This is a genomic window from Ekhidna sp., from assembly GCF_965228795.1.
Taxonomy (GTDB): Bacteria; Bacteroidota; Bacteroidia; order Cytophagales; family Cyclobacteriaceae; genus Ekhidna.
In genome coordinates this window covers 4,153,327-4,175,858 of record NZ_OZ245839.1, presented here as the reverse complement: position 1 = coordinate 4,175,858, position 22,532 = coordinate 4,153,327, and the positions used below count along the sequence as shown (strand labels likewise).

Genomic DNA, 22,532 nt, shown 5'->3' with positions numbered 1-22,532 from the left:
TCATTTTATTATTTTGATTTTTTAAGAACTATTTCTTTGATCTTGCCACTTGAATCTTTCACCATCTCGTCCACTCTCGCTTTGTTATTGTTCGTGTCTTTGAGATAATTGAGATACTTTTCGATGGTAGTAGGTTCGTCATAGCTAGGCGTACCATTTGATTCATAGAAAACGATCAAAACAGGCGTGTCAGAAGAGCTAAATAATGTCAATGCTTCTTCAATGCTATTGTTTGCACTCGCCAAAGAGGATGCATTAGCTATAGCACTGAAGTAACTATTCACCCTTGTTTCCAAACTTTCAACAGGTTTTTTGCTAACCGATTTTTCTACTTGTTTTGAATTGTCTTCACTATCCTCCTGACCGATAGGCTTTCCTTGCTCTACTTGCTCCTGAACGTCGGTTGGGTCACTTAAGTCTGCCATTTTCTTCTGATTCTTACAGGAAGTGAATACCAGAACTGAAGCAATAGTCAGTATTAGGTAATTTTTTGAAATACTAGTCATATGTTTTGTTTTTTGATAATATTAAAAACTGAAAGCTTATACTCAAAATGTGTTCCACATTGTCATTAAACGGATTAAAGCGAGAAATAATTTTTATTCTTGTATCATTTTTAGAATCGGGAAGTCAAAATGAGAAATTTGACGTGCTTGCGACGAATCAACAACATTAATAAACACTTTGATTCCCAGCGGGTTTAAAGTAGTATGAAATCTATTTTAAGTATCGTGCTGGTCATTTTATCCGTTTCAGTCTTTAGTCAAAATTTGTCTGAAATACGCGCTGAATTCCATTCAGTGGTTCTGAATCCGGATGACTCCAAAGAATTCCATGCATTCTTGTCCAGTGTTGAAAATCCCTCAACTACGGTGAAGGCCTATCAAGCAGTATCGGAAGCTCTGCTGGCGCAGGTGCTGTGGAATCCATTTAATAAGCTAAAGCAAGTTGTCAAATACGGCAATCAAATGGAAGAAGCTGTGAATGCTGATCCTGATAATATTGAAATACGATTTTTGAGGCTGGCCATAGAGTATAATTTACCGGCTTTTTTAGGGATGAGCTCTCATTTAGAGGAAGACGTGAAATTGATAGCAGAAAATTTATCTAATGTTTCATCTATGCAGGTCAACCCGATGTTTGGTCAGTATATTTTCCATTTTTTAGAGGAAACTGATCTTTGCTCAAAAGCACAACTGTCTCAGATGAAGCAGACTTTTGATCGAAGTGCTACTGCTATGGCAGGATCAAAGTAAAAATTATCAAGAGGTATTACTCATACCCTCTTCCATGCCACACACCCTTCGTGAATTCCACTTCGAATCCTAGGAATAACTGTTTTCAGACGTGGACGGCCAGTCCTCCGCATTCGTTTAAAGTTTTTTAGAAGTTTGAGTGGGGAAGGATTACTGGTGTGATCCCATTTGGTTATCTAGTACAAGCAATGACCCTTCCTCGCTTTGCTCAAAGGTTGTTTTTTGTTTTTTCACTCATTTGAGCAAGCTCGATTCGTTCCAAAACAAAAAACCCTGATGTTTCCATCAGGGTCATTGCTTGCAGAGGCGGAGGGATTCGAACCCCCGGTACCTCGCGGTACAACGGTTTTCAAGACCGCCGCATTCGACCACTCTGCCACGCCTCTGTGATCTCTGCAATTTCTTTGTGAGTAGCTTCCTACTCTTTTTAACCTCCGAGGCGGTTCCGCCGCATTCGACGCGGACGGCTAGTCCACTCTGCCACGCCTCTGGGTCTCTGCCATATGTTCGCTCTTTGCGAAAATTGGAACGCAAAAGTAGCCGTTTTTAGGAAAGAGACAAATTCAATTCACTCGAAAAAAGGAGAAATTGATTCTTTCATTCTTTCCGGCATTTTTACTGGCCTTCCGGTTTCCATATTCATGAAGGCTAATATGGTTTCTCCGGTATTGACAAGCACTCCCTCTTCATTCCTGATTTCATAAAGAAATTTCATGCGTGCTCTGGGCATTTCCGGAATAATTAACTTAATAGTGAGCAAGTCATCATATTTTGCCGGTCCATGATATTTGATCGACATGTCTAACACAGGCATTCCCACTCCGGCATCTTCCATTTCCCGGTATGGGAACCCAATCGCTCGAAATCCTTCAACACGAGCCACCTCATAATAGGCCGGATAGTTACCATAGTATACGAAACCCATTTTATCAGTTTCTGAATACCTGACCCTTACTTGTGTTTCGTGTGTATACATTATCTATAAATTCTTTCCTGATTCAATGCTCGCTGAAATTTTCTGGCGTTGACATTGTGTTCTCTTAGCGTCCTTGCAAACACATGATAACCTGAAAAATCAGCTTTTGCACAGAAATATAGGTAATTGTGATCTTCGTAATTCAAAACCGCATTTAATGCAGGAATACCAGGCATGTTGATTGGGCCAGGAGGTAACCCCTGATATTTATAGGTGTTGTAGGGCGATTCAAATTCCTTGTCTTTATTCAGAATCCTTCGAATACTAAAATCTCCAATTGCAAATACGAGTGTTGGGTCTGCCTGTAATGGGATCCCTCTTTTGATGCGATTAATGTAAACGCCGGCGATGGAAGGAGCCTCATCCATTTTGTTAGTTTCTCCCTGCACGATTGATGCTAGCGTAGATATTTCCGTTTGAGACATCCCCAAGCTTTCAGCTTTTTGCTTTCGCTCTTCCGTCCAAAATCTTTCATACTCCAACTTCATTCGATCCAGCAGACCTTTTGGTGTAATAGTCCAGTAAACTTCATAGGTGTTGGGGATAAACATGCTGATGAATGTCTCATTTGTAAACCCATAATATTCAGCAGTAGTGTCTGAGAGAAGAATAGGAGCAAGGTCTGCAGAGTCTATTTCTATATTTTGAGTGAGGATTTTTGGTAGTTGTTTTAGCAGTCTTGCATTTGAGAATGTAAGAGCGATGGGTGTTTGTGAACCTGATCTTAGAAGATTGATCAATTCTAAGTTGGTCATATTTGCTTTTATAAGATACATGCCATTTTTGACATTTGTATCCAGGTCTTTTAGCTTGGCTAAAAAGCTGAAACTTACCAGATCATTGACAATTCGCTCTTTCGCCAATTTATCTTGTAACTGTTTGAACGTGGTTCCTTTTGGGATTGCAAAGTACCTATCATCATCTTCTACCAAAACGTTTGGTGTATAAAGAATTTGGTAGGTGTAAAATGCAAATGATGACAACATCATGGTGAATACCACGAGGAAAATGGCGAGGAAATATTTTTTACGCATTGTGCAAAAATAGTATGGGTGCTGGACTAAATAAGACTTTTTGGAAATGCTACAGCCCCATATCGACCATGATGTGAGATAGAAATTTCAATATGGTCTGGTTCAATGGTAGGCAGATTCAGTTCATCTGATCCAATATGATAATCAATACCCATTTCTCTGAAATAATTGATAATCATAAAGCGAATACCTTCACTCCAATCATCATTTGATTTTTCAAAAACGTGATAATCAATGCTGTCTAAATCTCCGCAAATGGCCATCATGTACTCATCGTTCACTATAATTTCACCATTTATTTCATCAGAGCTAAAACGAATCGCTCCATCATTTTCGCTGACCTCAATAGGGATTTTAGTAGGGGCAAAATTTAGCGGCTCTCTTCTACACTTAAAAACTGCTTCTTTTGCTGACCATAGAATCCAGAATATGTGAGGATGGTCTATGGTCACATCATTTTCATTTTGTATGAGCTCCAGACTTCTACTATTCCGCTCTTTAAATGATGGGTCTTTTAGGTCAACTATGTCTATTCCAAGCATGAATCATGAAGTTAAATTAATTTCTACACTAAGCTTTAATAGTAAACTTATTTTAAAGTTTAAGCCTTCCACCAAAAGCAAAACCGATATTGCCAATATCGTAAAATTCATAGTATCTGCTGTAATTATGACTCAATATGGCTTCAGCAAATAAATCATACTTTTCAAATGATTTTTGAGCTCCAATTGAAAGGGTATATTCCATGTCGTGAAGGTTGGCATTTCGAATTTGGTTAACGAAATAATCCCTGTCCCGTTCGATCCTCTGGATTAAAATGAAACTTGAAAAATCATCTTTGATGTATCTAATGCCAAAATTATCGCTATTTCCTCCTGGACCTATCCCCGCTCCAATAAGTTGACCATCGTTAGTGTAACCTTGTCTATTTATTCCATGGGCGTAAAATGGCGGTGTAGGCCGCCAAGGCGTGTGTCCAATCGAAAGGTTGCTATGCTCATAATTGATTATGAAAAGGTCTCCTTTTTTGTTTTCAAGAGATTTTTCAAATCCGATCGTATAACCCCTGGAATGCTCTGGCTCTACTGCTGTTGGCCTTATTCCCCCTCCATCTGAAGTGAAATCATTTTTAGCGAATTCTAGATATGCACGAAACCCAATTTCCCTGAAATTCCATTCCATCGATATAGATGCCATTTGGTCAAAGGCATCATTTGGTGAAAGTGTATCTCCATCTACTACCCCATCATCGATGATGAAGAAAGGGGAAAGAATATCTGCGTTTTCAAAGTATTGCGTTTGTTTATAAAGCACTTTATTAAAACCAATAGTTAACTCTGGTAGAAATGACGGTGAAAATGCCAGAAACATACCATTTAAGTACCTGTTATCGTTTTCCGAATTATCATCGAAGTACTCTGATTCTGCAAGTAACCCATACATCAAGTTTGCTTCAACCTTACCAATATTTTTGTTTTCGGATAGATAGGTTGGTTTAATCCCTAATCGAAAGTGAGGAAATCCACCACCTTGCCTGCTTAAAATAATTGGATTGTAAATAGCTGGACCTAGTGAATAATTTTGAGTGCCAACAGAAGCCACAAATTGTCCAATATCAAACCTTATTTCAGATTGGCCAGGGTGAAATTTCAAAAATGGATCATTTCCATATCGGAAAACCCAGTCAATTCTGTTGGAAAATGGATATGCAAATTCATTGATGCCTGAAGAATTACGAGGTAATCTGATTGCTTCGTTTTCGGAATAGAAAATAACCGGATTAAAACTGAATGATAGCTTTCCTTTTCTGCCGCTGATTCCGGCGTGCAATTCTGAGGTAATTCCTTCACCTTTCCAGACAGGCCCATCATTATATCCCCTTGCGTAGTTGCTATTATAAGATGTTTTAAAGAGAATGTTATTGATGTAAAACCCATCAGTTTTAGCTGGTATTACTGATGAATAAAAAGTAAGTGTGGTTGTATCACTCGATTTATCTAAAAAATCATAGTTATCCCCAGGAATTAGTACTTGCCCGAAACTTAAAAAAGGTAAAAGGACGGAAAGAGTTATAATAATTCTCATTTGCTTGAAAGTTCTTTATGCGGATTTGCTTATTGTTCTTAAATGCAACCAACATATCAATATCTTTGCGCGAAGATAACCATCTCTGTTTCTATTTGAATTAAATTATGAGCCTTGTCAGCGTCTGTGTCCCTATTTATAATGGTGAAAAATATCTTCGAGAAAGTCTTGATTCAATCGTGAATCAAACCTATGAAGATTTGGAAATCCTCATCGTGGATGACTGCTCAACTGATAACAGTATTTCGATAGTTAAGGAATACCAAAAATCTGATTCAAGAGTCAAGATCATTCAAAATGAAATCAATCAGGGGTTAGTAGGAAATTGGAATCGATGTATTTCTGAATTCTCTGGAGAATACATGAAACTTCATTTTCAGGATGATATGATGGAGCTGGATACCATTGAAAAAATGGTTATGCTAGCAAAAGGAAGTGGTGTTGATCTGGTTTTGACAGATAGGGAATATAAATTCGAACATGATATTAAAAAGTTTTATTTGGATGAGTTGCCTCGCCTTTCAGACCACTTTAATGAAAGTGTAGTCATTGAGCCGGAATTTATAGCGAACCTATTACTTCAAATTGGCACAAATATGAATTTCATGGGGGAGCCTATTTTGGGATTAGTAAAAAAAGAGGTTTTTGAAAGATATGGAATCTATGATGATACCTTAAAACAAATATGCGATTTCGAGTTTTGGCTCAGAATTGCAATTAATGAGAGAATCGGATTCATACCCGAGCGCTTACATATATTCAGGCTTCACAATGAATCTCAGGGAGCTAAAAATTCCAGACAAAAAGAGATAAATCCATCCCATTTGGATCGCATACATCTGGCTGACAAAATGCATAATGATGAAACATACGCTAAGTTTCGAGAAATCGCAGGAGAAAATTATACCTACAAATTACTTCATGGTTATGTAAACACTTACACAAAAAGATATGGTAAGAATATTCTCTCTAAGCATATACATGAACGATTTTTTGAATATCTGGATCCAGCACCTCTCTGGAAGCGTGTAATAAATGTTTTTAGTCGATCTTAAAGATATTGATGCTTTTTAGCTAGCTCATTATCCATGATATCATTACTTGCATTATCGTACTCTTCAAAATAACTTAGATTTCTTATTTCATCATGAGCTTTTGTATCAGCCGCACCCCTCTTACACTTTACATTTAAAAACCATTCCTTAGATTGAAGTGCATAATGATTTAAATGAAGAAACGACTTATCTAAAATTTTTTCATTTATTGGCTGGAAGTGCTTTTTTTCATTGTCCCGTTTGTATCGCAACCTTTTACCATCTGCTGTAATTACAGAGCACTTTCCATTTAAATAGCAGAAGTGAATGTGATAACGTTCTACATTCTCAGGTTTAATAATCACCTTACTTTGAGTGACTTTTTTATTGGGCATCCATGGTTTTTTAACACCATCTTGTTTCGCTCTTTTCACGAAAGAAGAAATTAAGCTGTCAGGTTGTTTTATATGACCATTGGAGCCAAAATTTTTCCAGGGAATCCTAACAACACCTACTTTTTCAGGTAAATCTTTAAGGAAAGAAGCAATGGTTTTATAACCTCTTCTAGCATAAACAAATTCGTCTAAATCGCATATTAAAACCCATTTACTTTGACCTTTTAGAGATGGAAAATATTTATTGTAGAGTTCAATCTGAGCCCATTTTGTATCATCATAAATGATAGTAATTAACCCTTTTTCAATGTAATCGCTTATTTCTTTTTCATAGTCATCGGTGCTACCATTGTCAATCAAAAGGAAGTGATTTGCACCTTCTTTTAGGTAATGTTCCACCCACTCTTTAATTACATGAGATTCGTTTTTGAATATACCAGCTACTGTGAGAAAATTCATGTTTGGATTTTGAATTGTGAATTTATAGCTAACTAGTTTATTGGATTTATTAATTATGCAGATAATTAAGAAATGAGGCGATGTTGAGAGTTATAGGATTTTTCTTTCGGTCTTCCTGGCAAGTAATTGTTCTTGCTGGTGTAGCCAGTGCTCTGGCAGCAGCTTCTAATCTCTACGCCTTAAAGCTTCTGGGAGAGATCGTCTCTAATGATCAGTCAGAGCTATTTGTTCTATTAGGATACATTTCATTATTAATTATTGCTTCTTCAGTAATTACATTATTTAATGGAAAGTATGTTACAAAATATTTTGAGAATAAAGTCGCTAATTATAGAAAGGAACTCACTGAAAAGTCGTTGCTTTCAAAGTATGACAAGATTGAGAAGAAACTAGACAAACTGGTTCCTATTCTCCTTTTTGAAACGAGTGTAATTGGAGGTTTTGGAAAAGGAATACCGGATTTGCTTGTAGCAATATTCCAATCTACAGTGGTGCTCGCTTACCTATTTAAACTTTCGTGGGTACTGACCATTTCTTTTTTACCGATTTTCCTGGTGGTAACCATTACAAATTTTGTGACCCTTTCATGGTTTAAGAAAATCGAAAAGTCAATCTCAGATGGCAGATTCAAGCTTCATTTTGCTCTTGACACGCTTGAAAAAGGGTTTAAAGACTTGATAGTCAATAAGAAACATTCACAATCTTATATTAAGCATACCATTGACGAGCCTAATTCTGAACTCGTCAACTTGAGTGTTAAAAACGTTTACCTCCGTACGTTAATCGACAAATCACAGAATGCATTTGTTATTATTTCATTAGGGTTTCTATTGGTATATGCTATGTCGACCAATGCATTTGGGCAGAATGATTTAATAGAATACATGGCGCTTATTTTATATATCAGACCGTCATTGAATAAGATAGCTAATTTCACTAAGCAAGTAAAAGGCGTAGAAAACGCTCTGGAACAAGTAGAGTCTTTAGATATTGACATTAAGGAGTCTCGTCTTAGATCAGAGGACTCCATTGATTTTGATGAAGGAGATACACAGCCGTTAATAAATGCAAGCAAGGCAACATATGCTTTTGGAGGCACGAATTCTTTTAAGTTGGACACTATCGATTTTGAAATTCGAAAGAATGAGATTGTCATTATCAATGGGAGTAACGGTAGTGGTAAGTCTACGTTGTTTAAATTATTAATAGGCCTTTATACACCTCAGAAAGGAAATATAGAGTTTCAAGGAGAAGTAATTACTAAAAGAAACGTTCAATCTTACAGGAGGTTTTTCTCATGCTACTTTACAGATTCCCCTCTTTTCGTTGATTTTAGATACTTAATTACGGAGGAGAATAAGCCAAGATTCGAAGAACTGATTGAGTACCTGGGGTTGAAAAACAAGGCTGCCTTAGATGAAAATCAAAACTTGGTCAATATAAATGTATCTCATGGCCAACGAGGACGACTTAACTTGCTAAGACTCCTTCTTGAAGATCGAGAAATATATTTTCTTGACGAGTGGGCAGCTAATCAGGATATTCACTTCAAGGAAAAGTTCTACAATGAGATAGTTCCTGACCTTAAAAAGAAAGGTAAAACCATCATTTTGATCTCACATGATGATAAGTTTTATTCAGTAGCCGATCGAGTCATCACTTTGAAAAACGGCAAGATTGATAAAATTACCACGACCAATGAAGTCGCCTAAGGTTTGTGTGATTATTGTAACCTACAATGGCTTTGAGTGGATTGAAAAGTGTATAAATAGTCTCTCCAACTCCGAAAGCCCAGTAGATATTATGGTTATCGACAATGGCTCAACTGACGGCACGCTTGAATTCTTAAGAAAGAGTAAAAAACTGACATATTTGTTTGAATCTAAGGAGAATTTGGGGTTTGGAAAAGCCAATAACGTTGGTCTGAGATATGGATACCAAAATGGATATGACCACTTCCTCTTGCTGAATCAGGATGCGTGGGTCGAACCAAATACAGTCGGCGCTTTAATGAAAGCATTAGAACAAAATTCTGACTTTGGACTAGTATCTCCGTTGCATTTCAACGGACAAGGAACTGAGCTAGATCAGCTATTTCAAACGTATTTGGATCGAGTTGAGTCTTATAACGGGGACAAAAAAGCCAATCAAATCAAACCTATTTATGAGGCGCCATTTGTGAATGCCGCATGCTGGTTGTTAACTAGAAAGTCATTAGAAAAAGTGGGGATTTTTCATCCATTATTTGATCATTACGGAGAGGATGATAACTATATTGATAGATTGCATAGTGTGAATCTGAAAGTTGGTATTGTTCCAACGGTTAAAATATTTCATGATAGGGATAGTATCGGGGTAAACCCAATGAAAGATGATCCGAGGAAATTATACAGCAGGACGTTACTTCAGGAGATGCTCAAACCGCAAGAAAGACTTTCTAGGGATAAAGCCCAAGAAATAGCAAAGAAGCTTGAAGAAAAGGGGGCTAAACGGCTTCCAATTATGAATAGGAGATCTTTTCGTCTTTTTTGTGAAAAAGAGTTTTCTCGCATTTTTAATGCGGTTAAGGATTTCCAACAAAACCGTCAATCTGAATTAGATATTTCTTGAAACCACTAATTGCCATAGGATTAGGAACAAGAGATCGCCCGGAAATGCTGAAAGAAGCATTGAATTCTCTTATTAATATTCACTTGCCGGAAGAAGTAGATGTGCTGTTAATCGTATGCGACAATGGGTCTACTGACGAATCATTTAAGGTTGTACAAAATCTTGAAGAAAAAACCCCTTTCAAGGTTTCTTATTTGAAAGAAGAGCGTCAGGGGATTGCCTATATGCGTAATCGAATTCTTGAAAAAGCGCTTGATGAAAAAGCAACTTATCTAGCTTTTTTTGATGATGATGAGACGGTAGATGAAGACTGGCTGGTTGAGTTAACCAACGCAAGAATCAAATATTCAGCTCATGTTGTTCAGGGAAGATTAGAACAGAAATTCCCTGAAATTAGCGATTCCAAAATAGTCAAAAAATTCTTTCCTGGAGACTTCAACAAGAATTCGGGAGATGACCTAAATGAGGCATATACAGGCAATGTGATAATGGACATTTCTTTTGTAGTATCTAATAACCTAAGATTTAACCATCGTTTTAACCTTACTGGAGGATCAGATAGTTATTTTTTCAGGCAGATGAAGAAAAATGGTGCTCGAATCGTTTATTGTAAGGAAGCCGTCGCAACAGAAACAATCCCGGAATCTAGAGCCTCCATTAATTGGATTTTATCTAGATTTTATAGAAACGGCTATACCAAATACTTAATGGATGTTGCTGATTATGGCAAATACAAGGCTTTTTGGATGGGGTTTCTATATGTTTTCAAATCAGTTAAAACCTGCATATCTGTTACTTTTTCTAGTCACAAATCAATAGATGAAATCAAAATGAAAAAACTAAATAGGTGTCTGCGAGCAAAGGGTGTGCTTCATGCAATGTTTGGCGTTCCATTTGAAGAATACACATCAATTCATGGAAAATAAGAGCGATCATGCTAATAAAGTGGTAATAGCCATTTGTACGTATCAGCGTCCAAACAAACTACGTGAGGCACTTATTTCAGTTAGAGATTTGGTTATACCTACAGATTTGAGAGCACATCTTGTAGTAGTTGACAATAGTCCTTCAGAGGATGTGAGGTCGGTGTTTGATCAGGAGACAAAAGAATTGCCCTTCAGCGCTGAGTATGCCATTGAAAGCAATAGAGGGATTGTTCATGCCAGGAATAAGGCACTTGAGGTAGCCGGAAAGAATGATGCTGATTATATCGCTTTCTTTGATGATGATGACTATGTAGATAAACATTGGTTAAAGGAATTGTGGAATTGTGCTAAAAGATACTCAGCAACTGTAGTGTCAGGTAGAGTAAGGTATTTCTGGCCTGCTGCTTGTGAACTTTCTGAAGATGTTAGACGTGTTTATGACAATGCAATGAGTAATATGCAAACCGGAACAGAAAGAAGGAGCAGTAGTACCTGTAATACCCTGTTCGATATCAGTTTTAGTCAAAAACATAATCTTAGGTTTCATCTAAGACTTAATCTGACAGGAGGTGAAGACTCTTACTTTTTTGAAAGTATGTATTTGTTGGGAGCAAAGATTGTATGGTGTGAAGAAGCCAAAGTCTACTCACAGATTGACCCTGCCAGGGCCAACCATGAATTTGTCTTTCGAAGAAGGTACAATGTTGGGTATACCGCTTATATCATAGATTCACTACTGTATGGAAAATTATTAGCATTGTGGAAGTCATTCAAATATCTCATTGATATTGGAGTTCGAACACTTTTTAATTTGTTTAGAAGTGGAGAGAAGGTCAGAATTCGAACCAGGAGAAGAATGAATGAAGCCAAGGGTAGAATTGACGCAATGCTTGGAAAAAAATTTGAGAGTTATAAAGAGTCTGATGGTAACTAGTCAATATTCTGAAATTGCTAGTTTAGCCATGTGAAAATTCTCATCATATCCAACTTGTATCCTTCAAGCGGCAATGCGCAGGATCATCTGGGTAAGATGTTACTGCATCGATATGCCCAATGCTGGTCAAAAGATCATGAGATTGTAGTAATTAACCCTCATTCATACAATATTCTAACGGCCCGAAAACTTAGGAAGAAAGCGTTGATGCACAGTTTCAAGATCGATGGAATCACGGTCTATAATATTCCAATATTGAGGCTTCCGGGGGATAAACTTCAAGTAAGAAAGTTCAAGAACTTTGTGAAAAACCTAGGCGAATTTGATTTTATCCTAGGTTGTCTTCCTGTTGGTATAGAGATTTCAAATTTTGTAAGTAAAAGTCTGAATATTCCGTATTTCACATACTTTCATAATACTGACTATCATCGTTCCGGAATCAGTAAAAACCGAATTACACGTAAGTACACCAGGTTCATAGAGCAGGCCACTGGACTTATGTTCGTTTCTCCTAAACTTAAAAAGGCATTTGAGAAATATTCAGCGAATAAGAGCATCTTACTGACTGGAGGAATAGACACGTCATGGATAAGTGATCACTCAAAAGTGACATTTGGTTCCGGGTTAAACCTGGTCACCTCAGCACGTCTTGTTAGACAAAAAAATATTGAGTCAGTTCTAGTCGCTCTAAATGATCTAAGCGTTGAATTTCGATTATCTATTGCGGGAGATGGTCCACATAGAAGTTACCTAGAGCAACTAATTAACAATCACACCAATTTAAAAGAAAATGTGTCGTTATATGGAATGGTGAATTTCGATCAGCTAAAAGTGCTGTTTGATTCGAGTGACTTTATGATTCTTATGAGTACTAATGAAAGTTTTGGTTTGGTATACCTGGAGGCAATGGCGAGAGGTTGTATTCCAATTGGGACAAGAGGAGAGGGTATTGACGGAATCATTGTTGATGAACAAAACGGGTATTTATGTGATCCAGCCCCCAAGTCTATTGGATCGCTTCTTGAAAAGATAAGCAAAACTCCGAATGAAAGACTGATTGAAGTCTCTGAAAATGCCCTTGAAACTGCAAAAAATTATGTTTACGAAAGGCTTGCAGAGTCTTTTATTGCTTTTGCTAGAGCAAAAATCATGTAGGTGTAGATTATTTATGTTTCTTTGAACAAAATTCAACTTTTTGGCAAAGCAAGTCCTTTTGATCTCCCCTTACTTCCTCCTCACAATACTATTTGAACAATGCGTGCTATAAATTTGTGCCAAGGGTTCACGGACAAAATGATTGAGAATGTATGTACACATTTTTTTACGTCTGTCTCAAAAAATTATTCTTATTTCAGAATCTCAAAAATGATTTTTGACAAACATTATGATATTTGAATAATGTTAATGAGAAGACATGCAATCATTATTGGTGCTATGAAATCAGGGACATCTTCTTTGTTTAGATACCTTGGTCAGCACCCGTCTATTTGCTTATCTCAGCCTAAAGAGCTACAATTTTTTTCCAAAAGTGGTTTCAATAAAGAGCCAATAGATTATCTAAAAAATTGGAAAATAAAAACTCATCATAAGGTACTTTTAGAGGGATCAACCAATTACACTAAATACCCATCTTTTTCAGATGTAGCGTATCGAATTCATACATTTGAAATTGATCCAAAATTTATATACATCGTCAGAAATCCCATTCACAGATTGGTTTCTCATTATAATCATTCTATTCAGCGAAATCGCCCATGCACTATTCTAGACTCACATTTAATTAACACTAGCAATTACAACTTGCAACTAAACCAGTATCGAAAGTATTTTAGCAAAGAAGATATTTTTATTGTTGATTTTGATGACCTTATTCTTGAGACACAATCAACAATCAATCAAATATTCTTATTCTTAGGATTGAAAGAATTTAAAATTCAATCAAACAAAATTCATAATAGAACTAAGAAAATTAGACTCAAAAGTCTTTTTCATCCTGCAAAGCCATTATTAAAGATCAATGAACTTTCAGTTCACGAGCATGCTGAAATTATTCGATTATTAAAACCCGAGATGCAAATTTTTGGGCAAGAGTACAACATTGATATTAAGAAGTGGGGGTTTTAAGATCATTGTCATTTTTTGATTTTCATCCTTGATGAGGAGGATAAAAGTATTAAATGTGTTGTCTCCAAAGTAGTACTGTTGCCGTTGAAGATACTTTTTATATCCAAGTTTTCCTCCTGTAAATCTTTTTTGAAAATGTTAAACCTTTAAAAATACTATCGGACATTTCTTAATGTAAGTGAAAAGATCTCGGTCATTGAAAGATAATGAACGGGAAAAAATGTATTTATAAATATTTAGCTCAATCTTTTATTGAATTAGCTCAAACAAAACTCAATCATCTTTAGATAATTATGTTTCTTTGAACAAAATTCAACTTTTTGGCAAAGCGAGTCCTTTTAATCTCACCTTACTTTCCTCCTCACAATACCATTGGCACCAAACGGGCAATAAATTTTGCAGAAGGAGTGCATGGAGAAGATGGTTGGGAGGTAATCGTAATGGCTAGCAAGCCATTTAAATATGAATACGATTTCAGATTGAATCAATGCGTTCCAAAGGACGTAAAAATACACTATGACTTTGTGGGGATTTTTCGTCCGTTGATAAAGTTGCTGGCTCTAGGCATTCCAAAAAAAAAGCCTCAAATTGAGAAAAGACCCAAAAAAACCAGGTCAAAAAAGAGCATTTCACTAACCCCTTTTGATCAATACGTATGGGATGTTAATTCAGCTATTCATAATGGGAAGAAGCTTGTAAAAAAGTATAAGCCGGATGTTATTTGGGTAAATGCTGATCCATGGTCGGGTTTTTTGGTGGCAGATAAGTTAAGCCGAAAATTCAACATTCCGTGGGTGGCAGACCTGAGAGATCCCTGGACGGTATTTGAAAAAAAAATGCAGTGGAGGCCGTGGCTTACGGTAAAAATTATCAAGAGCTACGAGCAGCGATTTTTTAAGTCCGCATCGAAAGTGATTCTAAATACTGAAACAGCTTTAGATGCTTATAAAGAAACCTACCACAATGAGCCGGGGAGCAAATTTTCATTTATCAGGAATGCCTTTAATGAATGTTTGTTGAGGGATATTGGAATTAAGCTTGAAACAGAGCCATTCACTTTTGGATATTATGGAGGATTTAGGGAGTTAGTTCCATCGGGAGAAATATTGAAGGGATTTTCTCAACTTGTAAAAAAACATAATCTCAGCCCTTCCGAAGTTCGATTTGAAGTGAGAGGTACCGTTTATCCAGAATTTTGGGATCAGGTATCGCAATATGAATTGGCGGACTATGTAAATGTTGAGGGTGAAATTAATTTGGGGCATACTGTTCGGTTACTCAGGTCCTGGGATGTACTTTTAATAAGTGCCATTCATGATCGAAGGTGGATGATTCCGGCTAAGTTTTATGATTACATCTTTGCGCGGAAACCAATTTTAGCCATTTCAGATAATACTGAATTGAATTCGTTGATTGAAAAATCTCAATCAGGCAGCTGGGTTGCTACCAAAAATCCAGACGAAATTTTCAAGCAATTTGAAACCTATTTTCTTAAGGGAAAATCTGGGTTGCTTAAAAATGAATCATTGATTGAGCCCTATGGCTTAAAAAGCCAGGCAGGCCAATTTCTTCAGACGCTTACAGAGGTGAGTAAGTGAGAATTACCATTCACTTAAGTCATACGTTGTTTCCCAAACTTTCCCAATGGCATTGTCATCTCCAAATTCATGAACAAAATCAACAATCTCTCCATCTATGATTAGATCATATCTGACCTCCCATTTTGGGTCATGCTGCGGGTTGTATGGCTCTACACCATTGTAAAGCTCTACCCTAACCTTTTCATTGCCATTTTCGATGAATTGTGTCAAGTCAATCTGAAAATCGACCTTTGGACTGCTATGAATCGTTCCTGAGGTAAAAATCAATGAATCTTCAACAAAGACACTCACGCTATTATCGATCTCAGATATTGCGATTAAATAGCCTTCAGAAGATTGTTTTTCCGCTTCCGCTTTTTCATCAGATTTCGATTGATCCTTCTGATCTTTTGACGGTGAACCACAACTTGCAATGATTGATAAGATGATAAGTATGATCGCGTTTTTCATTGTTTGTTATTTCAAAGTATTTGGAATCGCAAAAGTAACCAATTGAGTTTCATACAAGCGCCTTACTTATCAAAATGGATGCCATAGGTGATTGAATTGTCATACATTTGAAGTTAGATTAATACCTGACTATATCTAACATTACCATTTTGAGATTACCATTTTTAAGATTCAGAGCTTTTATACCGTCAAAAAAGACAAAGACAAGTGATTCCATTCATTTTTACGGAAAACGGAAAACAAAAGAAGAACGTGCGAAAACACCCAAGAGAACGGAAATAATTAATTTCTTAATTTCCTTTTTAGATCGAGATGTGAATTACCTGGAGATTGGTGTAAGAAACCCTGAGGAAAACTTTAATGACATAAAAGCCGCGACCAAGTATAGTGTGGACCCGGGATTAGAGGCCAAAGTCAATCTTGCAGATTTTAAATTTACTAGTGATGAGTTTTTTGAAAAACTTGGTAAAGGAGAGATCCTTTCTAAGGACATAAAATTTGATGTCATTTTCATTGATGGATTGCATTTGGCTGATCAGGTAGATAGAGATATTAAGAACGCATTACAGTACCTCGCTGAAGATGGATTTATAGTAATGCACGACTGTAATCCACCAACAGAGTGGCATGCGCGAGAGAACTACTATTATGCAGATACTCCTGCGGGGGCATTTTGGAATGGGACAACATGGAAAGCATTTTTGAAGTGGCGATCTGAGTCCAAAATATATTCATGCTGTGTTGATACAGACTGGGGTGTTGGTGTACTATCTAAGAGTCATAAAATCGGAGAAAGCATTAAGCATTCTAATCCATTCTTCGAATACAGCCACTTAGATGCCAATAGAAAAGAGTTAATGAATTTAGTCAGTTTTGATCAACTGAAAACTTCGCTAAAAGCTTAAGATCGCTCTACCAGATTTCCGTTTCTAAGTTTGATTACCCGATCTGCGCAATCAAAAAATAGCTCATCGTGTGTAATAGCGATTACAGTTTTTCCTCTTCTTTTAAGGTCTGGGATAATTTCCTGATAAAATATCTTTTTGAATGACGGATCTTGATTTGCCGCCCACTCGTCAAACAAATAAATATTTGCGTCTTCCATGATAGCGCTAATCAATCTTAGCCTGTGCGTTTGGCCCTGAGAAAGTTTTGTCGTTGAAAAAGCACCATCCTTGATACTAACTTTTCTGTCGATTCTAAAGGCTTTAATCAATTCTGCTGCATAGGACTCAGGTAGGTCACTAGACCTGACCAGAAGTTTATTGAATAAGTAAGAATCATCGAAAATCGCCTTGAATTCATCCCGGTAACCATTGATGTTGGCTTTATCAATTTTTTCTCCGTTGTAGAGAATATGCCCATCCTGAGGAGTGTAAAGACCAAGCAACAGTTTTGATAATGTGGTTTTTCCGCTTCCATTACCTCCTACGATAAAAATCACTTCATTTGGCTGAATCTTTAAATGAATGGGGCCAAGTAAAAACTGATCATCTTCGGTATCATTATAATACGTATAAGTGGTTCCCATTAGCTCTATCACACCAGGTTTGCTAGTATCAGAGTCAAGCTTATGAACGCTCCGGTCAGTCACCACCAGCTTAAGACCCATCTCCTCAATATTATTCAGAGCTACTTCAATGGCTTTTATATTTCCCAGAAACCCGGTGGCAGAGGAAAGAGGAGAAACGGTGAAAAGAGAGATCAATAAAAATTCGCCTAGTAAGTCAAATTCAACTATTTGGGTGGTATAGATAACGAAAATGAGAATAACGATTCCGAAAAGGAGCATCACGTCAGTCATCCTTGAAAGCAATGAATTGATTACACTCTCTTTTACTTTAAGGTCCTTTTCCTGATCACTCTTTTTTGTCAATTGATCATCCAGAAACGTATGTTTTAGCTGTTGGTTTAAGCTAAGCTCCTTAATTCCTTTTACCACGGCTTCAAGTTCTACAAACACCTCATCCCATTTCATTCTGGCCTGATGCGTATACTTTTTCAAAAGTGGGAGCATAAAAGAGACGATAAGAAACGTAAGTCCAAAAACAACAATGGTGAAGCCGAATAGTATTGGCGAAAGCCAAATCATGTAAATGAAAAGGCCAATGACCGTAGTTACACCGGTGACAATGCCCGGGAAACGATTAATTGCAACCGAAATCGTTGAAATATCATGCGTAAGCATTGGTAGTAGTCGCTCCTTATTTTTTTCAACAATGCTGTATTCAGCATTTAGAATCTTAGTTGAAAGTTGCACCCTTAAGTTATGAATAATCGTTTGGGTAAGCTTAGCCAACATGTAGGAGCTAATCACAGCAAAAAGTGGATACGCAATTAACAAAGCACCCACTTTTACACTAAAAAAGACAATATCATCGATTCCGCTATTTAGCGTTTCATGGATGGTCTTAATCAATAAAGTAGAGCAAACTCCGGTTACAACGCTCCCTAGAGAGGCAATAATGAAATTCTTTTTAGATGCGCGGAGTAAGTAGTATAGAAGTTTCAAATACTTTCCATTTGGTTTAAATCGCAAAAAAACGACAACTTGCAGCGGCAAACAAGTAACAATGGATAATAGTGTTTTAGTTGCAAAGAAGGGAGAAGGAAATTGCTGCACGATAATAGTAACTTATAATGGGGCAAAATGGATTAAAAACTGTCTCCTAACACTCTTTCATTCTACCTACCCCACCGATATTATCATTATCGATAATGGCTCAAAGGATGATACTGTGTCCATTTTAGAAGAATTCACTGATAAAATTCATTTGATCGAAACCGGTGAAAATCTTGGCTTTGGTGGAGCCAATAACATCGGCATAAAACTCGCGCTTGATCATGGCTATGATTATTTCTTTCTCTTAAATCAGGATACATGGGTAGAACCCGACACGATTCAGTACCTGATTGATGGCATGAAAGAAGATGAAGGGTATGGCATATTGTCACCAGTTCATGTGAATGGACAAATGAATGCTTTTGACAGAAACTTCAAGAAGTTTGTAAGAAGATATAAGAAGGACAATTTGCCATTCAGTGAGTCTGAGCTAGCAAGACATGAATCTCCAATCGATGTAGATTTTGTAAATGCTGCTGCCTGGATGATCACTAGAAAATGCATTGAGGTGGTAGGTGTATTTAGCCCTCTATTTTATCATTACGCAGAGGATAATAATTATTGTCATCGAACATTAAAGCATGGCTTTAAAATAGGAATAATCAAAGAATCGCTGATCTACCACGACAGAGAGTACAGGAATGACTCTTATTCACCAACTAAAGATTTCGAGAGAGAAACGGTTAAGAGTTTATCAAATCCATTGAAGAATAGAACACTACTACAGGATTTTTCAATTGCGATATTGAAAATCCTTGAAATATCTTCAAAAATCCGATTTTATAAAATACCAGCATTTATGTACTGGGCGACTAGGGAGTTTTTTGTTTTAAGAAAAAAGGTAAAATCTTTTGATGATAGTGCATTGTATAACTTTGAGCTCGATACCAAATATTCATAATGGCTAAGAAACATTTTCTAACCTTCGCAACGAATTTCAAGAACGAAAATCCATATCTCAAAGATTGGCTGGACTATCACATAAAAGTTGGTGTAAATCACTTTTATCTGTACGACCAAGACGGTGGTGAAGAGGCAAAAGAGATACTTAAACCCTATGAGGAAAAGGGATATGTCACCAGACACCCATGGACTCATTTGGATGGAACCAAATATGATGGGGCGACTAAGTGGTGGCAGAGAAATAAAAATCACATGGGTTTTGCTCATGCAGCCAAAAACTATCGAAAAGATTTTCAATGGTTGATGAAAATAGATGTAGATGAATTTTTATTTCCTTTAGATGGAAGTGATCATCTGCACACCTGGCTAAAGACAGTTGATGAGAAGAAAATCAAAGGGATCAAACTTCCACGAATCAACTTCGGGAATAATAATTACGATAAAAAACCTGAAAAATCAGTATTAGAGGCATACACCAAAAGAGAAGAAAACTATTCAGATCATAAGGATTTGGGCAATGGTGATTTCTTATCGGGCAACCGTTTCGCTTATAGCGCTCACTGGTGGCATTACAAATGGTATAAGTTTGGTAAGATGCTAACCGATACCGATCAGATGGGCTGGAGAATTAACCATTACTATACGAAATCCCTTGAGGAATACCTATCTCGTCAAAATGTTTCTGGAGGTAGACCTGTGGGTAGAGAAGGATTTGATGAAAAAAACAGAGGTTGCAATGATGTAGAAGACACTAGCATGCTTGATTTACTCAAGCGAATCGGATGGTAGTTTAAATCTCAAATCTTGAGCTTTCCGGATAATAATTAGCTAGAAATTCTCGGACAATTTGCACCACTTCCATGTTCGGGGTTTCTCCCTGATCATCATTTAGGCAATAAAACTTTGGTTGCTTCTTTTCAAGCCATTGAAAAGCACGTTGTTGTTTTTTCAGGTTGTTGGTGATTTTATGAAACGAATGAATTTTGAGTAATTCTGGGAGCTTTATTGCCCGGCAGTGCTCTGATTGATGTTTAAGAGCATACCAGCGATACAACTTGTATGTCATCACGTCGGTCCCTTCCCGAAACTTGTGTGATTTGATCTCATCGATTAATTCCGGGCGGGAATCCTGCATTCCCTGCCACCATTCTTTCCGAATCAAAAGCGGGGAGTGTTCAATAAGACCAAGTCCTACAATATCATTTTTCTTATTATAAATACGCCATCCAAGGTTTTCCCCAAACAGGGTTCCATGGATCAATACTTTTCCATCTTTGGTATAGAAATCTTGAGGATGTACTTCATTACCAAATAAGAAGTCATCATTGAGATAAATGAAATCATCGGATAGTCCCGGGATTTTATGAATGTAGCTTTCAATTACATTGTAGTTGAATGTCGGTACATCTTGTTCATCAAAGACTTCATCATGATGAACCACGGAGATTTTTGGATGATCAACATTGAGCCAGTCTGGTTTCTGAGGCCGGCAGGTGAAAATGTAAATGTGATTGATCCATGGAGCAAACTTTTCAACAGATCTCAAGCTATACTTCATCAATTCAAAAAGATCACGATACCTCTCGGGGTTGAGATCCAATGGTTTTTCAGAGTATTTATTTACTAATTTTTGATACTCCAGGTCATTGCCATCTACCCAGGTATAGACCAGATCAATTGGTTTATTTATCCCCTCTTTATTCAAGTGCTCAATTAGTTTTGTTGAATTAGCTTCTTTTGCGTCATGAATCGACTCATCCAATATCTCAAACGCGTTGCAAATGTAGTTTTATTCGCTTTGCCCGGTCAATACCGTCAGCGAAAGCTTGCGATTTTGGAGGAGATGTTTCGAAAGTCCATAAGTGTCCTCAAAGAATCTGGAGAACCTTATTGGTTAGATTTTGGGACTTTGCTCGGTTATCACCGAACGGGTGGTATTATCCCACATGACATTGACATTGATGTGGCGATGATGGAAAGTGCTTATGAATCCGTTAAAAAATTGAAGGATAAAATGCCAAAGGGCTTGCAGTTTTATGATACTTCAGCAAATCATGAAGGGCCAAAGGTTTACTTTTCGTACAAAGGATATGATTTTGATATCTTTTTTTACGAAGATCAAGGCGATTCTGTCCGAACATTTGTAGAGGCCAACTACCCCAATGAGCGTCAGCATATTCCCAAGAAGCTGATTTTTCCATTGAAGGAGGATTCTTTTCTGGGAGAAAAAGTAACCGTCCCTAATGATGCGTTAGGCTACCTTGAACTCATGTACGGTTATTTAGGAACAGGGGGATGGAGAGATCAAAAAACGGGACTGTGGCACCCTCCAAAATCTTAGTCTAATCTTGGGAGTATTTTCTCCTTCGCTCGCTCCAGGTGATCCTGGTTGTCAATCTCGCACCAGATCAGGTCATTTAGTTTTAGTACGTCTACTTGATGATCATCAGAAAGCTGGGCAATAGCAATTTCATAGTCTTTTTTCGTGCCATCTTCAGCTTCTTTATGATGCTGCTTCAATTTTTCCAGTAGGTCCATTGAGATTTTCCATATCCCCACCAGTTCGGCATCCACTGAGCCTAACTCTTCTTTCTTTTTGGAAAGACTTTTCAGCTTTCCATCTTTCACCTCAACATAAACCTCGTCATTGGATTGTGTAAATCCACTGCACAGAATGACGTCTTTTTCGTCTGCTTCAATCAGGCTTTTAATCGCATCAGAATGGTAAAGCAAGTCTGACTCCAACAAAAGAAAATCTCCCTTAATCAAATCCGAGCCGTAGATCAATGTGTGAAAACTACCGGTAGTCGCATAGTCAGGACTTAAAAAGGTGGTCAATCCATGTTCTTTCGCAAACTTTTCGTAATGCTCATGTAGGTGACCGGTTCCTATGATGACATTTTTGATCCCATTTTCCTTTAAAAGTCGTACCGATCGTTCAATTAACCGTTCTTCACCTACAGGCATGAATCCTTTTGGGATATCAAAGGTGTATGGTTGAAGCCTGGTTCCCCTTCCGGCGGCTAATATTACAGCAGTTTCAATCGTTTGCGTCATCTCTTAGAAAATAAGGAGGAGATTCCCTCGGTTTCCAATTACTTTTGCGCGAAGATAGAATATTC

General features: G+C 37.2%; 23 protein-coding genes and 1 tRNA gene. 13 read left to right on the top strand and 11 right to left on the bottom strand.

Translation table 11 applies throughout. The features are described 5' to 3' along the window. Window positions 1-8: 8 nt before the first annotated feature. The gene (locus ACQK2H_RS18830) at window positions 9-506 is read right to left on the bottom strand and encodes a nucleoid-structuring protein H-NS (RefSeq protein WP_425392931.1); all 498 of its coding nucleotides are present in this window, start codon (window positions 504-506) and stop codon (window positions 9-11) included. 204 nt (window positions 507-710) lie between these two features. Between ACQK2H_RS18830 and ACQK2H_RS18825 the strand changes: the two genes are divergently transcribed. Beyond that, complete coding sequence (locus ACQK2H_RS18825; RefSeq protein ID WP_425392930.1) at window positions 711-1,256, top strand: hypothetical protein; 546 nt, start codon at window positions 711-713, stop codon at window positions 1,254-1,256. A 301-nt stretch (window positions 1,257-1,557) separates the two neighbouring features. Here ACQK2H_RS18825 and ACQK2H_RS18820 read toward each other — a convergent pair. The 5 genes from ACQK2H_RS18820 to ACQK2H_RS18800 form a co-directional block, all read right to left on the bottom strand. Beyond that, window positions 1,558-1,642 (bottom strand) — tRNA-Ser (locus ACQK2H_RS18820). A gap of 182 nt (window positions 1,643-1,824) precedes the next feature. Then, window positions 1,825-2,232: an acyl-CoA thioesterase gene (locus ACQK2H_RS18815; RefSeq protein ID WP_425392929.1), complete on the bottom strand. Its 408-nt coding sequence runs from the start codon at window positions 2,230-2,232 to the stop codon at window positions 1,825-1,827. Then, complete coding sequence (gene mltG, locus ACQK2H_RS18810) at window positions 2,232-3,266, bottom strand: endolytic transglycosylase MltG (RefSeq protein ID WP_425392928.1); 1,035 nt, start codon at window positions 3,264-3,266, stop codon at window positions 2,232-2,234. The genes ACQK2H_RS18815 and mltG overlap by 1 nt, the downstream gene beginning before the upstream one ends. A 26-nt stretch (window positions 3,267-3,292) precedes the next feature. Next, window positions 3,293-3,808: a 4'-phosphopantetheinyl transferase family protein gene (locus ACQK2H_RS18805; RefSeq protein ID WP_425392927.1), complete on the bottom strand. Its 516-nt coding sequence runs from the start codon at window positions 3,806-3,808 to the stop codon at window positions 3,293-3,295. Window positions 3,809-3,860: 52 nt separating this feature from the next. Continuing rightward, window positions 3,861-5,351 carry a hypothetical protein gene (locus tag ACQK2H_RS18800; RefSeq protein WP_425392926.1) on the bottom strand — a complete coding sequence of 497 codons (1,491 nt, stop codon included), beginning with the start codon at window positions 5,349-5,351 and terminating at the stop codon, window positions 3,861-3,863. A gap of 107 nt (window positions 5,352-5,458) precedes the next feature. Here ACQK2H_RS18800 and ACQK2H_RS18795 point away from each other — a divergent pair, with 107 nt between their 5' ends. Then, window positions 5,459-6,406, top strand: coding sequence for a glycosyltransferase family 2 protein (locus ACQK2H_RS18795; protein WP_425392925.1), 948 nt, complete (start codon window positions 5,459-5,461; stop codon window positions 6,404-6,406). Here the strand turns inward: ACQK2H_RS18795 and ACQK2H_RS18790 are convergent. Beyond that, window positions 6,403-7,239: a glycosyltransferase family 92 protein gene (locus ACQK2H_RS18790; protein WP_425392924.1), complete on the bottom strand. Its 837-nt coding sequence runs from the start codon at window positions 7,237-7,239 to the stop codon at window positions 6,403-6,405. The genes ACQK2H_RS18795 and ACQK2H_RS18790 overlap by 4 nt on opposite strands. 80 nt (window positions 7,240-7,319) lie before the next feature. Between ACQK2H_RS18790 and ACQK2H_RS18785 the strand changes: the two genes are divergently transcribed. The 7 genes from ACQK2H_RS18785 (at window position 7,320) to ACQK2H_RS18755 (ending at window position 15,431) form a co-directional block, all read left to right on the top strand. Then, the gene (locus tag ACQK2H_RS18785) at window positions 7,320-8,951 is read left to right on the top strand and encodes an ATP-binding cassette domain-containing protein (protein ID WP_425392923.1); all 1,632 of its coding nucleotides are present in this window, start codon (window positions 7,320-7,322) and stop codon (window positions 8,949-8,951) included. After that, the gene (locus ACQK2H_RS18780; protein ID WP_425392922.1) at window positions 8,938-9,849 is read left to right on the top strand and encodes a glycosyltransferase family 2 protein; all 912 of its coding nucleotides are present in this window, start codon (window positions 8,938-8,940) and stop codon (window positions 9,847-9,849) included. The genes ACQK2H_RS18785 and ACQK2H_RS18780 overlap by 14 nt, the downstream gene beginning before the upstream one ends. Next, window positions 9,846-10,775 (top strand): glycosyltransferase family 2 protein, encoded by a 930-nt coding sequence (locus ACQK2H_RS18775; RefSeq protein WP_425392921.1) that lies wholly within the window; start codon window positions 9,846-9,848, stop codon window positions 10,773-10,775. The genes ACQK2H_RS18780 and ACQK2H_RS18775 overlap by 4 nt, the downstream gene beginning before the upstream one ends. Further along, complete coding sequence (locus ACQK2H_RS18770) at window positions 10,765-11,709, top strand: glycosyltransferase family 2 protein (RefSeq protein WP_425392920.1); 945 nt, start codon at window positions 10,765-10,767, stop codon at window positions 11,707-11,709. The genes ACQK2H_RS18775 and ACQK2H_RS18770 overlap by 11 nt, the downstream gene beginning before the upstream one ends. Window positions 11,710-11,739: 30 nt before the next feature. Beyond that, complete coding sequence (locus ACQK2H_RS18765) at window positions 11,740-12,864, top strand: glycosyltransferase family 4 protein (protein WP_425392919.1); 1,125 nt, start codon at window positions 11,740-11,742, stop codon at window positions 12,862-12,864. 249 nt (window positions 12,865-13,113) lie between these two features. Then, complete coding sequence (locus ACQK2H_RS18760; protein ID WP_425392918.1) at window positions 13,114-13,833, top strand: sulfotransferase family protein; 720 nt, start codon at window positions 13,114-13,116, stop codon at window positions 13,831-13,833. Between the two features lie 320 nt (window positions 13,834-14,153). Next, window positions 14,154-15,431 carry a glycosyltransferase gene (locus ACQK2H_RS18755; RefSeq protein ID WP_425392917.1) on the top strand — a complete coding sequence of 426 codons (1,278 nt, stop codon included), beginning with the start codon at window positions 14,154-14,156 and terminating at the stop codon, window positions 15,429-15,431. A gap of 3 nt (window positions 15,432-15,434) precedes the next feature. On the opposite strand, the gene ACQK2H_RS18750 is transcribed toward ACQK2H_RS18755, so the two are convergent. Continuing rightward, the gene (locus tag ACQK2H_RS18750) at window positions 15,435-15,884 is read right to left on the bottom strand and encodes a hypothetical protein (protein ID WP_425392916.1); all 450 of its coding nucleotides are present in this window, start codon (window positions 15,882-15,884) and stop codon (window positions 15,435-15,437) included. Window positions 15,885-16,033: 149 nt separating this feature from the next. Between ACQK2H_RS18750 and ACQK2H_RS18745 the strand changes: the two genes are divergently transcribed. Then, a complete protein-coding gene (locus tag ACQK2H_RS18745; RefSeq protein ID WP_425392915.1) occupies window positions 16,034-16,789 on the top strand; it encodes a class I SAM-dependent methyltransferase in 756 nt (251 codons plus the stop codon). Here the strand turns inward: ACQK2H_RS18745 and ACQK2H_RS18740 are convergent. Beyond that, the gene (locus ACQK2H_RS18740) at window positions 16,786-18,396 is read right to left on the bottom strand and encodes a cyclic peptide export ABC transporter (RefSeq protein WP_425392914.1); all 1,611 of its coding nucleotides are present in this window, start codon (window positions 18,394-18,396) and stop codon (window positions 16,786-16,788) included. The genes ACQK2H_RS18745 and ACQK2H_RS18740 overlap by 4 nt on opposite strands. Window positions 18,397-18,457: 61 nt before the next feature. Here ACQK2H_RS18740 and ACQK2H_RS18735 point away from each other — a divergent pair, with 61 nt between their 5' ends. Both ACQK2H_RS18735 and ACQK2H_RS18730 read left to right on the top strand, forming a co-directional pair. Continuing rightward, window positions 18,458-19,408 carry a glycosyltransferase family 2 protein gene (locus ACQK2H_RS18735; protein ID WP_425392913.1) on the top strand — a complete coding sequence of 317 codons (951 nt, stop codon included), beginning with the start codon at window positions 18,458-18,460 and terminating at the stop codon, window positions 19,406-19,408. Continuing rightward, a complete protein-coding gene (locus ACQK2H_RS18730) occupies window positions 19,408-20,199 on the top strand; it encodes a glycosyltransferase family 92 protein (RefSeq protein WP_425392912.1) in 792 nt (263 codons plus the stop codon). The genes ACQK2H_RS18735 and ACQK2H_RS18730 overlap by 1 nt, the downstream gene beginning before the upstream one ends. 1 nt (window position 20,200) lies before the next feature. Here ACQK2H_RS18730 and ACQK2H_RS18725 read toward each other — a convergent pair whose 3' ends face one another. Next, complete coding sequence (locus tag ACQK2H_RS18725) at window positions 20,201-21,172, bottom strand: Stealth CR1 domain-containing protein (protein ID WP_425392911.1); 972 nt, start codon at window positions 21,170-21,172, stop codon at window positions 20,201-20,203. Here ACQK2H_RS18725 and ACQK2H_RS18720 point away from each other — a divergent pair. Further along, a complete protein-coding gene (locus tag ACQK2H_RS18720) occupies window positions 21,155-21,751 on the top strand; it encodes a LicD family protein (protein WP_425392910.1) in 597 nt (198 codons plus the stop codon). The genes ACQK2H_RS18725 and ACQK2H_RS18720 overlap by 18 nt on opposite strands. On the opposite strand, the gene ACQK2H_RS18715 is transcribed toward ACQK2H_RS18720, so the two are convergent. After that, a complete protein-coding gene (locus ACQK2H_RS18715; protein WP_425392909.1) occupies window positions 21,748-22,467 on the bottom strand; it encodes a phosphocholine cytidylyltransferase family protein in 720 nt (239 codons plus the stop codon). The two genes, ACQK2H_RS18720 and ACQK2H_RS18715, sit on opposite strands and share 4 nt — an antisense overlap. Window positions 22,468-22,532: the final 65 nt, after the last annotated feature.

Bases quoted from the DNA above. Each gene is read 5' to 3' on its own strand.
- ACQK2H_RS18800 (WP_425392926.1), bottom strand. From the start codon at position 5,351: ATGAGAATTATTATAACTCTTTCCGTCCTTTTACCTTTTTTAAGTTTC.
- ACQK2H_RS18805 (WP_425392927.1), bottom strand. From the start codon at position 3,808: ATGCTTGGAATAGACATAGTTGACCTAAAAGACCCATCATTTAAAGAG.
- ACQK2H_RS18815 (WP_425392929.1), bottom strand. From the start codon at position 2,232: ATGTATACACACGAAACACAAGTAAGGGTCAGGTATTCAGAAACTGAT.
- ACQK2H_RS18770 (WP_425392920.1), top strand. From the start codon at position 10,765: ATGGAAAATAAGAGCGATCATGCTAATAAAGTGGTAATAGCCATTTGT.
- ACQK2H_RS18795 (WP_425392925.1), top strand. From the start codon at position 5,459: ATGAGCCTTGTCAGCGTCTGTGTCCCTATTTATAATGGTGAAAAATAT.
- ACQK2H_RS18825 (WP_425392930.1), top strand. From the start codon at position 711: ATGAAATCTATTTTAAGTATCGTGCTGGTCATTTTATCCGTTTCAGTC.
- ACQK2H_RS18780 (WP_425392922.1), top strand. From the start codon at position 8,938: ATGAAGTCGCCTAAGGTTTGTGTGATTATTGTAACCTACAATGGCTTT.
- ACQK2H_RS18790 (WP_425392924.1), bottom strand. From the start codon at position 7,239: ATGAATTTTCTCACAGTAGCTGGTATATTCAAAAACGAATCTCATGTA.
- ACQK2H_RS18750 (WP_425392916.1), bottom strand. From the start codon at position 15,884: ATGAAAAACGCGATCATACTTATCATCTTATCAATCATTGCAAGTTGT.
- ACQK2H_RS18830 (WP_425392931.1), bottom strand. From the start codon at position 506: ATGACTAGTATTTCAAAAAATTACCTAATACTGACTATTGCTTCAGTT.
- mltG (WP_425392928.1), bottom strand. From the start codon at position 3,266: ATGCGTAAAAAATATTTCCTCGCCATTTTCCTCGTGGTATTCACCATG.
- ACQK2H_RS18735 (WP_425392913.1), top strand. From the start codon at position 18,458: ATGGATAATAGTGTTTTAGTTGCAAAGAAGGGAGAAGGAAATTGCTGC.
- ACQK2H_RS18715 (WP_425392909.1), bottom strand. From the start codon at position 22,467: ATGACGCAAACGATTGAAACTGCTGTAATATTAGCCGCCGGAAGGGGA.
- ACQK2H_RS18730 (WP_425392912.1), top strand. From the start codon at position 19,408: ATGGCTAAGAAACATTTTCTAACCTTCGCAACGAATTTCAAGAACGAA.
- ACQK2H_RS18785 (WP_425392923.1), top strand. From the start codon at position 7,320: ATGTTGAGAGTTATAGGATTTTTCTTTCGGTCTTCCTGGCAAGTAATT.
- ACQK2H_RS18720 (WP_425392910.1), top strand. From the start codon at position 21,155: ATGAATCGACTCATCCAATATCTCAAACGCGTTGCAAATGTAGTTTTA.
- ACQK2H_RS18760 (WP_425392918.1), top strand. From the start codon at position 13,114: ATGAGAAGACATGCAATCATTATTGGTGCTATGAAATCAGGGACATCT.